The organism is Aequorivita sublithincola DSM 14238 (assembly GCF_000265385.1).
GTDB classification, from domain to species: Bacteria; Bacteroidota; Bacteroidia; order Flavobacteriales; family Flavobacteriaceae; genus Aequorivita; species Aequorivita sublithincola.
On the sequence record NC_018013.1, the window covers coordinates 2,560,737 to 2,573,893 of the forward strand.

13 protein-coding genes are annotated in these 13,157 nt (G+C 34.9%); 5 read left to right on the forward strand and 8 right to left on the reverse strand.

Annotation, left to right across the window (positions count from 1 at the left end; genetic code table 11):
• Positions 1-3: 3 nt before the first annotated feature.
• The 4 genes from AEQSU_RS11735 to AEQSU_RS11750 form a co-directional block, all read right to left on the reverse strand.
• Positions 4-1,431 (reverse strand): cadherin repeat domain-containing protein, encoded by a 1,428-nt coding sequence (locus AEQSU_RS11735; protein ID WP_014783075.1) that lies wholly within the window; start codon positions 1,429-1,431, stop codon positions 4-6.
• Between the two features lie 19 nt (positions 1,432-1,450).
• A complete protein-coding gene (locus AEQSU_RS11740; RefSeq protein WP_014783076.1) occupies positions 1,451-2,662 on the reverse strand; it encodes a hypothetical protein in 1,212 nt (403 codons plus the stop codon).
• 97 nt (positions 2,663-2,759) lie between these two features.
• Positions 2,760-4,208 (reverse strand): glyceraldehyde-3-phosphate dehydrogenase, encoded by a 1,449-nt coding sequence (locus AEQSU_RS11745; RefSeq protein ID WP_014783077.1) that lies wholly within the window; start codon positions 4,206-4,208, stop codon positions 2,760-2,762.
• A 216-nt stretch (positions 4,209-4,424) separates the two neighbouring features.
• Positions 4,425-5,813 carry a trypsin-like peptidase domain-containing protein gene (locus AEQSU_RS11750; protein WP_014783078.1) on the reverse strand — a complete coding sequence of 463 codons (1,389 nt, stop codon included), beginning with the start codon at positions 5,811-5,813 and terminating at the stop codon, positions 4,425-4,427.
• 263 nt (positions 5,814-6,076) lie between these two features.
• Here AEQSU_RS11750 and dapF point away from each other — a divergent pair, with 263 nt between their 5' ends.
• From dapF to AEQSU_RS11770, 4 genes are all read left to right on the forward strand, one after another.
• Positions 6,077-6,850: a diaminopimelate epimerase gene (gene dapF / locus AEQSU_RS11755; protein ID WP_014783079.1), complete on the forward strand. Its 774-nt coding sequence runs from the start codon at positions 6,077-6,079 to the stop codon at positions 6,848-6,850.
• Positions 6,847-7,377, forward strand: a complete 531-nt coding sequence (locus AEQSU_RS11760) for a GNAT family N-acetyltransferase (RefSeq protein WP_014783080.1) — start codon at positions 6,847-6,849, stop codon at positions 7,375-7,377. Before dapF ends, AEQSU_RS11760 begins: the two co-directional genes overlap by 4 nt.
• 14 nt (positions 7,378-7,391) lie before the next feature.
• Complete coding sequence (gene mltG, locus AEQSU_RS11765) at positions 7,392-8,435, forward strand: endolytic transglycosylase MltG (protein WP_014783081.1); 1,044 nt, start codon at positions 7,392-7,394, stop codon at positions 8,433-8,435.
• A 160-nt stretch (positions 8,436-8,595) separates the two neighbouring features.
• Positions 8,596-9,243 carry a hypothetical protein gene (locus AEQSU_RS11770; RefSeq protein ID WP_014783082.1) on the forward strand — a complete coding sequence of 216 codons (648 nt, stop codon included), beginning with the start codon at positions 8,596-8,598 and terminating at the stop codon, positions 9,241-9,243.
• A 3-nt stretch (positions 9,244-9,246) separates the two neighbouring features.
• On the opposite strand, the gene AEQSU_RS11775 is transcribed toward AEQSU_RS11770, so the two are convergent.
• Genes AEQSU_RS11775 through AEQSU_RS11785 form a run of 3 tightly spaced genes read right to left on the reverse strand, consistent with a single transcriptional unit; the run spans position 9,247 to position 11,838 of the window.
• Entirely contained in the window at positions 9,247-9,960 is a 714-nt protein-coding gene (locus AEQSU_RS11775; RefSeq protein ID WP_014783083.1) for an SAM-dependent methyltransferase, read from the reverse strand.
• Positions 9,961-9,967: 7 nt separating this feature from the next.
• Positions 9,968-11,350 (reverse strand): PQQ-dependent sugar dehydrogenase, encoded by a 1,383-nt coding sequence (locus AEQSU_RS11780; RefSeq protein WP_014783084.1) that lies wholly within the window; start codon positions 11,348-11,350, stop codon positions 9,968-9,970.
• A 53-nt stretch (positions 11,351-11,403) separates the two neighbouring features.
• The gene (locus AEQSU_RS11785; RefSeq protein WP_014783085.1) at positions 11,404-11,838 is read right to left on the reverse strand and encodes a low molecular weight protein-tyrosine-phosphatase; all 435 of its coding nucleotides are present in this window, start codon (positions 11,836-11,838) and stop codon (positions 11,404-11,406) included.
• Positions 11,839-12,212: 374 nt separating this feature from the next.
• On the opposite strand from AEQSU_RS11785, the gene AEQSU_RS11790 reads away from it, so the two are divergent.
• On the forward strand, positions 12,213-12,659 hold the full coding sequence (locus AEQSU_RS11790) for a cold-shock protein (protein ID WP_014783086.1): 447 nt from the start codon (positions 12,213-12,215) through the stop codon (positions 12,657-12,659).
• A gap of 66 nt (positions 12,660-12,725) precedes the next feature.
• Here AEQSU_RS11790 and AEQSU_RS11795 read toward each other — a convergent pair whose 3' ends face one another.
• Positions 12,726-12,959 carry a YtxH domain-containing protein gene (locus AEQSU_RS11795; RefSeq protein ID WP_014783087.1) on the reverse strand — a complete coding sequence of 78 codons (234 nt, stop codon included), beginning with the start codon at positions 12,957-12,959 and terminating at the stop codon, positions 12,726-12,728.
• Between the last annotated feature and the right edge of the window lie 198 nt (positions 12,960-13,157).

The window sequence follows — 13,157 nt, forward strand, 5'->3', positions numbered from 1 at the left end:
AAATTACAAACTGCAATTGCCGTCTATGATGTCTTGTTTTGTTGGGTTGTAGGCGTTGCTAAAAATTGATAAACCGATTATGCTTCCATTGGTGACTAAATTTCGAATAGCACATAGATCGGTAAGATTTTTATTCGTAGAAATTTCTAAATGTTTCACGTCTGTTAGATTCTCAAAACCATTTAAACTCATTAAATTATTATTTTGAGAAATTTTGATAGGATACCCAACAATCGTCAAATTATTAAGACCACTTAAATCGGTTAAAGAACTGTTGTTACTAATTTCTAAATAAGAGGTCAAGGTTGTTACTTTCAAAAGACCATTTAAATTTACTAATTGAGAATTATTACTTATAACAATACTGCCAGTAACGTTCATATTTTCAAGACCTATTAAATTTTTTAAAGAATTATTTTTTCCAATTTTTAAAAACTCTATGCTTTCTTTTAAGTTCTGAAGGCCATCGAAATTTTTTAAAGAAGGATTGTTATTCACAATCAATTCCTTGATTGTTTCAAGTTTAGCTAAAGAATTAAAATTTTGAATATCTGCTAAATTTGAAAGAGTAAGCGTTCTTTCTATAGAAACAAGATTGCCTAAAAAGTCTAAGTTTGGAATTTTCACGTTGGAGGTTATAAACAACTGTCCACCAACGGTAGTTACATTATTGATTCCATCCAAATTGTTTAAAACAGGATTGTAATTAATTATTAAATTCCCGACAATTCCCGATGCTATATTATTAAATCCTTCAATTTTTAGCAATGATGCATTATCTATAAATGCGAGATCATTTCCCAAAGAAGTAAGATTATTAAGACCTGCTGTAGTGTTTAAAATTTCATTGTATTGAATATAAAGATGTCCGCCAATACGCTCTAAAGTAAGTAGAGGTGATAAATCTGTAATATCACTATAGCCACTATTTGGTAATTTACCAATTATTAAATCTCCAGTAATTTCAACATAATTGTGGGTTCCAAAATCATTAACTTCTGCTTGAGAAGATAACACTACATTTCCCTGAAATATATTTTCTTCAACCACATCATTCAAATTAATAGTAACCGAAGCGTTTTTAGAAATAATTCCATTATATACTTTTATAGTTCCAGTGATGGTTGGATTTTTCTCAAAATCGAATAGAATTGCATTCAACACCTTCAATTCGCCCGTAGTTTCATTAATTGTGAATGCATTTGCCGGAGTTTGTTCCAGTAATAAAAATGTAACTGATCCTGAACTTGTACTTCCAGAGACAGTGCCAATAACTTGTCCATTCACTGGATTCTCGTCCATCATTTTTGAGAAATTTGTAGTTGTTACCGTTATTTCAAAAGGATTAGGATCATTACTTTCTTTTGAGCAGGAAACCAAGCCTAAAATAACAAGTGCTAATACTATTCTGGATTGGAGGATCATTTTCATTTTTTTCATTTTTCACGAATTATAAACGGCAATTTCCGTCTTTAATATCTTGTACTGTTGGATTGTAAGCGTTAAAGTTTACAGTGTATGAACCTTCTAATCCATTCCCTAATAGTAAGTTTTTTAATCCACAAAAATCAGTTAAGGCATTGTTAGAACTGATTATTAAATTATCTATAACGATTGAAAGATTACTTAAACCGTCGAGATTCATTAATGCCTCATTATTTTGAATTTTTATTCTTCCTAAAACGCTTTGGAGGGATTGTAAACCACTTATTGTTTCCAACAAAGGATTATAGTCAATCGTTAAAGCTTCTTCAACATTAGTAATATTACTCAGTCCATCTATATTTTTTAAAGAATTGTTTTTAGAAACTTTTAGTTGGGTAACTGTAGTTATATTACTAAGCGCATTTATATTAGTTAATGAATTATTCTGTGCAACTGTCAAATATTTGCAAGTTTTTATATCGTTTAATCCTTCAAGGTTTACTAAAGATTCGTTATCAGTAATAAGTAGTGTATTAAGGTCAATATTTGTTAAATTAATTAGACCTTCAATATTTAAAAGAGATTTATTAAAATTTATCCATAACTCTTCTTGTATAGTTGTTAATCCACTAATACCATCCAGATTTTCTAAGGCATCATTTTCACTAATATATAAACTACGACCTATAATTTTTAGATTTTGAAGCGCATTAATATTTTTTAATAAAGGACTTCCTACAATCGCAAAATCTCCATCTAAACTTACCAAATTTTCTAATCCATTTAAATTCAGTAAAGAAATATTACCTGAAATTTCTAAAGTTGCCGAAATAGTAGTTAAACCATTTAACCCTTCCAAATTTTGAAGAAGATAATTATCCCAGATAGATAAGAGCCCTGTTACTTCTTTAATATTCTCTAATCCTGTGAGTTTTGGAAGATTTTCATTATTAATAACTTGTAAAATACCTCCAACACTTGTAACGGTGTTTAGAACGCTTAAGTTAGAAATTTCGCCATTCATAATTACTTGATCTCCAATGATTAAGTTGCCAGTTATTGCTGTGTACTTATTACTGCCAAAGGTTTCAACTTCTTGTTGTGTACGTAATTGAACATCTCCAACAAAAATTTTATCTACAACGGGATCATCAATGTCGTCTTCGGAACAGGAGCTAAAAGTAAAAACTGAAAAAAGAAACAGAATTAAAAAGCGATGGTTGAGTGAGAATTTCATAATTGATACATTTTAATGGATAATGCTTTTCAAATATAAAGAAAAAATCCCGCCGCTTTGGCGACAGGATTTTCTATAATTGAAGTATTACCAATTATTAATAGTAAGTAAATCTTCTAACTTGTGCAATATATTTCGCCAAGCGTATTACTTGATGGCTATAACCATATTCATTATCATACCAAATATAAAGTACTATGTTTTTGCCGTCTTCTGTTACGATGGTAGCATTGCTATCATAAATTGCTGGAGCAGAAGAGCCAACAATGTCACTAGAAACTAATTCATTGCTTAAGGAATATTTAATTTGTTCAACCAAATCGCCTTCCAAAGCATATTTTTTCATTGTAGCGTTAATGTCTTCAATAGAAGTTGGTTTTGCAACTTCAAGACTCAAAACTACCAATGAACCGTTTGGAACAGGAACGCGAATTGCGTTGCTCGTAAGTTTGCCAGCCAAAACAGGCAATGCTTTTGCAACGGCACTTCCGGCGCCAGTTTCAGTAATAACCATGTTCAAAGCTGCAGCGCGACCACGACGGTATTTGCTGTGCATATTATCTACCAAATTCTGGTCGTTTGTATATGCGTGAATGGTTTCCAAATGCCCACGAACTACACCAAAAGAGTCTTCAACTGCTTTCAAAATAGGAGTGATGGCATTGGTAGTACAGGATGCTGCTGAAAAAATATCAACCGTGTTTGGGTCGTAATCGTTTTGGTTTACACCGTGAACGATGTTTGGAACCCCTTTTCCAGGAGCCGTAAGCAATACTTTTGAAGCGCCTTTAGACTGTAAATGTCTGCTCAATTCTTTATCATCGCGGAAAGCGCCTGTGTTGTCTATTACCAAGGCATCTTCAATTCCGTATTGCGTGTAATCAATATCTTCAGGATTGTTTGCAGAAATTATATGAACGGTAGTTCCGTTAATAATCAATGCGCTATTTTCAATGTCTGTACGTACAGTTCCTGGGAAATCGCCGTGAACAGAATCATACTGTAGCAAGGATGCTCTTTTGTCCAAAACTGTTTGGTCCATTTTTCCGCGAACCACGATAGCGCGAAGACGAAGCTGATTGCCCTGTCCTGTTCTGGTCATAAGCTCACGAGCCAATAAACGCCCAATACGTCCAAAACCATAAAGAACTACATCTTTAGGAACTACTGTTTTTGCCTCTTTGGCGTTTTTCAATTTATCTGAAACAAAAGCCAAAGCGTTTGAATATTTATCGTCTTCTAAATGAAACTCATAGGTAAGTTTACCGATGTCCAACTTTGCTGGTGGAAGATCTAAGGTTTTGATAGCCTGCGCAATTTCAACAGAGTCGAAAATTGAGATTGGTTTGTTTACAAATTCGCCTGCATATTCGTGAAGGTTTAAGATTTCACTCACGTTGCGATCTATAAGTTGGTTGCGGAAAAGCACCAATTCAATAGACTTGTCGTACCAAAGGTCACTAATGATTTTAATAAATTCTACTGAAGCTTTACGGCGGTCAGTTTGAAAAGACAGTTCTTTTTCATAAACGTCATCTAAACTCATAAGGAAGTATGTTTAAGGGTTTTAAATTTGGTGCAAAAGTAGTCCTTTTCATCCTTGTAATGAAATATATAATGAAAATTAAAGTGCTTTCTTAGATGCAAAAAAAGGAACCGAATAGATATTTGGGAATATTTAAAAACTAAACCACAAACACACGATTGTTTAAGTTTTAAAACATTCGTGTATTCGTGGTTAAAAAATAGATAAGAAAAATTTCTACCTAAATATAAATGAATTGATATTTCCTGCGCCATCCATAAACGTCATTTTTATAGGTGTGCGGTAATCGCGTTGCGACATTATTCTTTTTACATCTTCAGTGTCTTTAACGGATTCATCGTTAATTTTGGTAATGATTATCCCTTCCAATTTATACTGAGCCATATCTGGCGTAAGAGCGCGAGTAACGGTGACACCATTTTTAAGACCACGTTGTTTTAGTTCTTCGGAAGAGGTGTTTTTTACTTCCAGCCCCAAATCGTCAATAGAAAATGTCTCTAATTTTTCAAGTGTAACGGGAATTTTCTTTTCGCTGCCTTCACGAAGCACGGTAACTTCAACTACATCTTTCGGTCTCTTAGAGCCTAAATATCCTGAAAGATCTGCAAATTTTGAAACTTTGTATCCGTCAAGTTGTTTGATGATGTCGCCTTCTTTTATTCCAGCTTTATCTGCGCCGCTTCCTTTTTCAATTCCGCCAACAAAAACGCCTTCAGTATCATTGATTCCGTATTTTTCAACAACTTGCTGATTTATGTTACCTACTTGAATCCCTAAAATTCCGCGTTGCACGTTTCCGTATTCCATAATGTCTTCAATCACTTTTCTGGCATTGTTTGAAGGAACTGCGAAGGAATAACCCACATAACTTCCAGTTTCCGAAGTAATCGCAGTATTAATACCAATCAATTCGCCTCGGGTGTTTACCAAAGCGCCGCCACTATTTCCACGGTTTACGGCTGCATCAGTTTGGATAAAAGATTGTGGGTTGCCATCAAATTGGTTTAAATCCCGCGCTTTCGCACTAATAATTCCCGCGGTTACGGTGGAAGTTAAATTGAAAGGATTCCCCACTGCAAGCACCCATTCGCCAATTTTCACATTGTTTGAATCGCCAAAGGGTATAAATGCGAAGTCGTCATCTCCGTCAATTTTTATCAAAGCGATGTCAGTGGCTGGGTCGGTGCCAATCAATTTGGCGGTGTACGTTTTGTTATTATTTAAGGTAACTTCAAGGTTTGAAGCATTCGCAATAACGTGGTTGTTGGTCACTATATAACCATCTGGCGAAATAATCACGCCACTCCCACTACCAACCATTTCCCGAGGTTGGCCGCCACCTTGAAAATATTCCATAATATTTGAAGGTTTTCTGCTGACGGTCGTATTTTTTACGTGAACCACAGCGTGCACCGTTTTTTCAGCGGCTTGGGTGAAATCTGTATTCATTTCAGCACCCGTCGAAGAAAAACTAGTGGGTATAAAATTTGAGTTTTGTTGAGGGGCAAAAGAAGTAAATTCTTTTTTTTCTAAATACTTGTAGCCTCCAAGTGTAACTGCTCCGGCAAACAATGCTACCAGAAATAAACGGACTGTTTGTTTCATTGTGTTGAAATTTTAATTAATGATACTTTAGAATAATTCAAAAACGTTGTACTCAATTTTTGCATTTTTAATGTGTTTTAAGCATTTCGTTTCAGAGAAGAACAGAGAAAGGAAACACTTTTTTGAAGAAACATTATTTCAATACTTCTACAAATTTAACAACGATAGCCTTAAAAAAGTATGCCATAAAGTGGTATTTAACTTGTATTTAACGTGAAAACAATCCTGAAACCTGTTACGGCTTTTTATATCTTTGCGCACGTATGGAATTCACTTTTTATAAATATCAAGGCACGGGCAACGATTTTGTAATAATCGACAATCGGGAAAATTTTTTTCCGAAGGAAAATACAGAACTCGTAGCCAAAATTTGCGACCGTCGTTTTGGCGTGGGTGCAGATGGATTGTTATTGCTAGAAAACCATCCTTCTGCAGATTTCAGGATGGTATATTACAATAGTGATGGCAATTTGAGCTCTATGTGCGGAAATGGTGGAAGATGCATTTCACATTTTGCAAAATTTCTGGGAATTATTTCAGAAAAAACAACTTTTGAAGCGGTGGACGGAATGCACGAAGCTACAGTTGAAAAAGACTGGGTTTCCCTAAAAATGAACGATGTTGAAAGAGTAAACGTTTCTGAAAGTCACACTTTTTTAAATACAGGTTCACCACATCACGTTCAAATGGTTACACAACTTCAGGATTTTGATGTTTTTGCAAATGGAAGGAATATTCGCAATAAAATCTACGGAAAAGAAGGCGCGAACGTGAATTTTGTAGAACAACAAGACGACGCGACATTTTCAGTAAGAACATACGAACGCGGTGTAGAAGACGAAACCCTTTCCTGCGGAACTGGCGTTACTGCCGTTGCAATCGCGATGTTTGAAACTGGTAAAACCTCTGAGAATAAGGTAACACTTAAAACACCAGGCGGACAATTACAAGTCCGTTTTGAAAAAGATGACTCAGCATATAAAGATGTATATTTGGAAGGACCAGCAACCCTTGTCTTTAAAGGAATTTGGAAATGAAAACACTAAAAGGAGAACAATTATTTTTACGCGCTTTAGAACCTTCCGATTTGGATTTTCTTTATAATTTGGAAAATTTTGAAAAGCTTTGGGAAGTAAGTAACACTACAACACCTTTTTCAAAATATATCTTGAAAAAATATTTGAGTAACAGCCATCGCGATATCTACGACGTAAAGCAATTAAGACTTGTAATCTGTAAAAACGAAGATGAAAGTCAGGTAGGGTTTATCGATTTATTCGACTTTGATCCAAAGCACAAAAGAGTAGGAGTGGGCATCGTTATTTTTTCTGAGGAAGATAAAAGAAAAGGTTTTGCATTAGAAGCATTAAATCTAACCTGTAATTACGCTTTCACACATCTAAACGTGCATCAAATTTTTGCAGGAATTACTGAAGATAACCAAGGAAGCATAAATTTATTCGAAAAAGCTGGCTTCGAAAAAAGCGGCGTTAAAAAGGACTGGATTTTTTCCGAAGGAAATTTTAAAAACGAATACTTCTACCAATTAATTCCCAATTCCTAATCCCTAAATTCAAAATGTACATTAAAAAAATATTGCTAATTATTGTTTTACTTGGCGCCGTTGGGATGGGCGCTTTTGCTTGGTATGTTTACAATACAGCCTTTTCTGGAAACACAGCCTTCAACAATAATGAAGCACATGTTTATATTCCTAGCAATGCCTCAATAGATGCCGTCGTCGCTGAGTTGGAGCCACTTTTGAAAGACACGGAAACGTTTTATGCAGTTGCAAATCAGAAGAAATATACTTCGAATTTAAAGCCGGGACATTTCATAATTACGAAAGGAATGACTAATAATGATATCATAAATACATTGCGAAGCAGAAATATTCCAATTGACATAAAATTCAACAATCAAGAACGTTTAGAGGATTTGGCAGGTCATATTTCTAAACAAATTGAAGCGGATAGCACTTCTCTTATAAAAGCAATGCGCGACCCAGAATTTTTGAAGGAAGTTGGTTTAGACGAAGAAACCGCGCTTTCATTATACATTCCAAATACGTACGAATTTTATTGGAACAGTTCTGCAGAAACTTTCCGAAATAGAATGAAAACCGAATACGAACGTTTTTGGAACGAGTCAAGAACCAAAAAAGCAAAAAACCTAAACCTTACCAAAGAACAGATTATGTCTTTGGCGGCAATAGTTCAAAAGGAAACGGCGAAAGTTGATGAAAGGTCAAGAGTTGCAGGCGTTTATATTAACCGATTAAAAGTTGGAATGCTACTTCAAGCAGACCCAACGGTTATTTATGCCCTAAAACGCGAAAGTGGCGATTACAACCAAATAATTAAAAGAGTTCTCTATGTAGATTTGGAGTTGGATTCGCCATACAACACTTATAAGTATGCAGGTGTTCCACCAGGACCAATCACGATGCCCGATATTTCTTCAATAGATGCCGTTCTAAATCCTGAAAAGCACGATTATTACTACTTTGTGGCGGATGTTACCAACTTTGGGTATCATAAATTCGCTAAAAACTTGGCGCAGCACAATTCAAATAAAGTGGAATATGTGCGTTGGGTAAATAGTCAGGGATTAAATCGTTGATATTTTAAAAATGAATTGAACTCTCTTGTAACTCCTATGAATAAAGGGGCGTTTTTGTTTTCACATTAATTTAACAGCCTATAAATCAGATTTTTAAAAAAAGCTGTATCTTTGCGCGCTGAAACTAAGATGTAATTATACATCCGAATTTTAAAAATTGATGAAAAAAAACATATATCTAATTGCAGTATTACTTGTTGTTACCTTACTGGTAGGGACGGGTTTCATTACAAAAGATGGCTTCGACTTCTCTGATTTTAGTACAGAAGGGTTGGAGTTAGATTACAACGTTCCCACAGAAGCTGAATTTACTCCTTTATTGGCTCCTGTGACCCCGAAATTTTATTTGTTTTTGGGGAAATCCTATGTTGGATTTAAAGAGGCCCTTGGTTTTAAAGAGTCAAGAGGTAATTATCATATCGTGAATGATTATGGTTATATGGGTAAATATCAGTTTTCTGCTGCTACCCTTAGAATGATGGGACTTAAGGATACAGATAATTTTCTTTACAATACACGTCAACAAGAATCGGCTTTTTTGGCTTACACTTCTTTAAACAAGTGGGTTCTTAGAAAAGACATTAAGCGTTCTGTTGGAAAAACGATTGGTGGTGTAAAAATTACCGAATCTGGAATTTTAGCTGCTGCGCATCTTGCGGGAGCAGGAAATGTTCAAAAATTTCTTAGAAGTGGTGGTGAAAATGGTTTCGAAGATGCCAATGGCGCTTCAATCCGTTATTACTTGAAAAAGTTTTCGGGTTATGACACTTCGCACATTATTCCAAACAAGAAACCGAGGATAATGTAAATTTTATCCTTGAATGATAAATAAGGTGGGTCTTTTATGAAGGTCCACCTTTATTTTTTTCCATAGTTCCGCTGGCGCCGTTTTTATGTATTCTGTTGGCAGGGTTATATCACAAGCCACGCAGATTCTTGTTTTAGCGTTTAGGTTTTCCGTTAAGCTTTGCAGCATTTGGTTGTTTCTATATGGCGTTTCAATAAACAATTGCGATTGGTCAAAGTCTTTTGATAGTTTTTCCAAACGTTTCAATTCTGATTTTCTTTCGCCTTTATCAATCGGCAAATAACCGTTAAACGAAAAATTCTGACCATTAAAACCGCTGGCCATCATAGCCAACAAAATCGATGACGGCCCAACCAAGGGAATTACTTTAATTCCAGATTCGTGCGCATAATGTACAGCACGAGCACCAGGATCCGCAATTCCGGGGCAACCGGCATCGCTAATTATACCTACATCAAAACCTTCAAGACACGGATTTAGCATTGGTGGAATTTCTTCCGGCTTGGTAAACTTATTTATTTCTTGAATATTCAGATCAGCTTGACTTTTTTCAGGAATAATACTTTTTATAAATCGACGTGCATTTTTTTCGTGCTCTACAATATAATGGTCAATTTTTTCAACCGCATTTTTTACTGAAATTGGTAATACGACCAATGGCGACACATCTCCCAACGGACAAGGGATTAGGTATAGGTTTCCTTTCTGAACAGTCATTGCTTAATTATTGAACGATTAATTTTTTAACTGCGGTTTGTCCTTTTTCTGAAGTTACTTTTGTGAAATAGATTCCTGAATTCAATATTTCAATTGAAATTGTTTTTTCGTTGCTGGAAATATTTTCCTCGGAAAAAACCAAACTGCCTCGAATATCAAAAATCTGAATATTTTGAAGATTTTCATCTTTCAAGCTGAAAACAACATTACCCGAAGCTGGATTTGGATGCATCCGAAGCGAATTTTCAATAGAAAAATCTTCAATACGTACTATTTGCCCTCCTTTAACCTTGTAAATGTCACCGCCATTTATGTCTATTATATAAAGTTCCTTGTTTATGTCTTCACCAAAAGAAACCCATCTTGCTGAAAAATTACCGTGTTCCATTATATTGCCAGCACTATCCACCGTTCCAATCAAACCGCTGCAATAATCGGCAAAAAAGTAAAATCCTGCAATATCTGAATATTTTGAACCTCTGTAAACAAAGCCGCCCGTTATGGAGCAATTTCCGTTAGCGTGTGTATATTCTGCAATAGGAAAGGTTAATTCGGACTGTGGCGGACAATTTTCTGTGTTAAAGGGTTGTGAGCCTTCGTAACAGCGCCAGCCATAATTTAGTCCTGCATTACCAATATCAACTCGATTTATTTCCTCCAAATTTCCTTGACCAACATCAGCAATCCAAAGTTTATTACCAATAAAATCAAAAGAGAAACGCCAAGGGTTTCTTAAACCGTAAGCATAAATTTCTTGTTTTGCATTTACATTTCCAAAAAAAGGATTGTCTGTTGGAATACCATAATTATTCCCTCCACTTGGGTTGTTTATATCAATCCTCAATAATTTACCTAAGAGCGTATTTATATTTTGAGCCCGATTTCCTGGGTCGCCGCCGCTACCGCCATCACCAGAAGATATGTATAAATAGCCTTCTGGGCCAAAAACCAGATTGCCTCCATTGTGGTTTGCAAATGGCTGTGAATAGCCGATAATAGGTAATTCAGAGTTAGGGTTTGCTAAATCTGGGTTTGTGGGATCTACAGAAAAGCGCGAGATTTGTGTATCACCGTTAGGTTTTACGTAATTCACAAAAAAATAGCCGTTATTGGCATAATCTGGGTGAAAAGCCAAACCTAGCAATCCTTGCTCATTTCCATTGGCAATCTGTCCAGAAATGTTTAAAAAGGGCGTAGCATTTACAGTTCCATCAGCCTGAATTATTTTTATTTTTCCGCCTTGTTCAACAATAAAAAGACGGTCATCATTAGCATTTTGTAAACTTAAGGGATCTGAAAATCCACTTTTAAAAAGTTCAATAGATACATTCTGAGCCAAAACAAATCCTGACAGAAATAGAAATAAAAGTGAAGGTAGAAATTTTTTCATAACATTTTTTTTAGGGAAAGCACTAATGTAAAGAAATCAGTCGGATAACTTAGTTAAAGTCGTTTCGCAATTTCATCACAAGCTTCGTCCAGCATTTTAAAAACATTTTCGAAACCTTTATCTCCACCAAAATAAGGATCTGGCACATCTACGTTTTCTCCTGGAAAAATTTCATCTAGAATCAATTTCACTTTTATTCTTTGTGAATCTTTTTCTGCAAGCGCCAACACATTTTCCTTGTTGCTATTATCCATTACGTAAATCCAATCAAAATCATCAAAATCTTTTTTACTGAATTGTCTTCCGCGTTGTTGAGTGATGTCTATATTATATTTTTTTCCAACGGCAATACTTCTTTTATCTGGTTCGTCACCAACGTGCCAATCACCAGTTCCGGCGGAATCCACAACTATTTTAGACGGATCAATCTTAGATTTTAATATTCCTTCTGCCAAAGGAGAACGACAAATATTGCCAAGGCAGACCATTAATATTTTTTGTTTCTGCAAAATGAAATGTATTAGAGTTTTATAGGAATTATGGTTTCTGAGAAATATTAAAGCGAAACATTTAGTCACTCCATTCTCAAAAAGCAGTATATTTTAAGTTTCGATAAAAATAATGAAAATTGACAAACTTGGAAGGTTTATGTTTGGATTTAGGAACGCTCTAGCCGAATACAAATAAAACCTTTTAACCGTTTTTTATGACTTTAGGAAGATAAATTACTGTATCTTTGTACCATCAGGGCAGAAAACACTAAAACCCCAGTAAAGTAAAACAATAACAACATTAGAATCATATAACTCATTTAAAAGTCATCTGCCTATCGTGGATGGCTTTTTTTATTTAAAAAACACAAATGGCAAAATCGCAACAAACGTATAGTAAAAAAGAAAAAGAAAAAGCAAAACTGAAAAAACGGGAAGACAAGCAAAAGAAAAAAGAGGCCCGCAAATCGGAAAAAACTCCTGGTATAGATTTCGTTTACGTAGATTACAATGGAAATTTGGTGGATACTCCGCCAGATCCTTCTATGAAAGTTGAAATTGAAGCTGAAGATATTATATTAGGTATTCCTCCAAAAGAAGAAGGCGACCGCGAAGCTTTTGATCCTGTAAGAAAAGGAAAAGTATCATTTTATGACTCTTCCAAAGGTTTTGGTTTTATTATAGACAATGAAAACAACGAAAAATATTTTACTCACGTAAGTGGTATTATTGACGAAATCACCGAAAATGATAATGTTTCCTTTGAACTTGAAAAAGGCCAAAGAGGAATGAATGCAGTGAAGGTTACGAAAATTTAATTCTTTCTTACACTCATGAAAAAATCCCGCAATTTGCGGGATTTTTCATTTTTAATAACGAAAATATTAATTTGCAAGATCGTTTGCTTCTCTTTTAGCAGCATTTTTAAGCTGATCATATTTTTCAGAGATGGTATCTTCAACTTCCCCAGCTTTTTCTTTAATTTTTCTGCCAGTTTCGTTTGCTTTATCTTTAAGATTTTGTTTTTCTTCGGGTGTCATGTTTTTGTATTTCCAAAATGCAAATGCACCACCTGCTAAACCTAGCAATGCTAATAATCCTTTTCCTTTATTGTTCATGATTGTTTTTTTTTGTTTGTGTGAAGATACGCCTTTGTTGTATTCCCGAAGAATTTTGAAATGACTTTAGTATATATTTAATACTTAACAGGTTAATTTTTTAAAAACCTTCACAGTTTTCTTGAAGAAAAACAAATTTAGCTACAAACTAAAACTGTGACTATATTTGCCGAAAATTAAAATATGTCACAAAAGGTT

Excerpts from the sequence above, each read along its gene's own strand:
- AEQSU_RS11740 (WP_014783076.1), bottom strand. The coding sequence starts at position 2,662 with ATGAAATTCTCACTCAACCATCGCTTTTTAATTCTGTTTCTTTTTTCA.
- dapF (WP_014783079.1), top strand. The coding sequence starts at position 6,077 with ATGGAATTCACTTTTTATAAATATCAAGGCACGGGCAACGATTTTGTA.
- AEQSU_RS11750 (WP_014783078.1), bottom strand. The coding sequence starts at position 5,813 with ATGAAACAAACAGTCCGTTTATTTCTGGTAGCATTGTTTGCCGGAGCA.
- AEQSU_RS11795 (WP_014783087.1), bottom strand. The coding sequence starts at position 12,959 with ATGAACAATAAAGGAAAAGGATTATTAGCATTGCTAGGTTTAGCAGGT.
- AEQSU_RS11745 (WP_014783077.1), bottom strand. The coding sequence starts at position 4,208 with ATGAGTTTAGATGACGTTTATGAAAAAGAACTGTCTTTTCAAACTGAC.
- AEQSU_RS11775 (WP_014783083.1), bottom strand. The coding sequence starts at position 9,960 with ATGACTGTTCAGAAAGGAAACCTATACCTAATCCCTTGTCCGTTGGGA.
- AEQSU_RS11790 (WP_014783086.1), top strand. The coding sequence starts at position 12,213 with ATGGCAAAATCGCAACAAACGTATAGTAAAAAAGAAAAAGAAAAAGCA.
- AEQSU_RS11760 (WP_014783080.1), top strand. The coding sequence starts at position 6,847 with ATGAAAACACTAAAAGGAGAACAATTATTTTTACGCGCTTTAGAACCT.
- AEQSU_RS11785 (WP_014783085.1), bottom strand. The coding sequence starts at position 11,838 with ATGGTCTGCCTTGGCAATATTTGTCGTTCTCCTTTGGCAGAAGGAATA.
- AEQSU_RS11770 (WP_014783082.1), top strand. The coding sequence starts at position 8,596 with ATGAAAAAAAACATATATCTAATTGCAGTATTACTTGTTGTTACCTTA.
- AEQSU_RS11735 (WP_014783075.1), bottom strand. The coding sequence starts at position 1,431 with ATGAAAATGATCCTCCAATCCAGAATAGTATTAGCACTTGTTATTTTA.
- mltG (WP_014783081.1), top strand. The coding sequence starts at position 7,392 with ATGTACATTAAAAAAATATTGCTAATTATTGTTTTACTTGGCGCCGTT.
- AEQSU_RS11780 (WP_014783084.1), bottom strand. The coding sequence starts at position 11,350 with ATGAAAAAATTTCTACCTTCACTTTTATTTCTATTTCTGTCAGGATTT.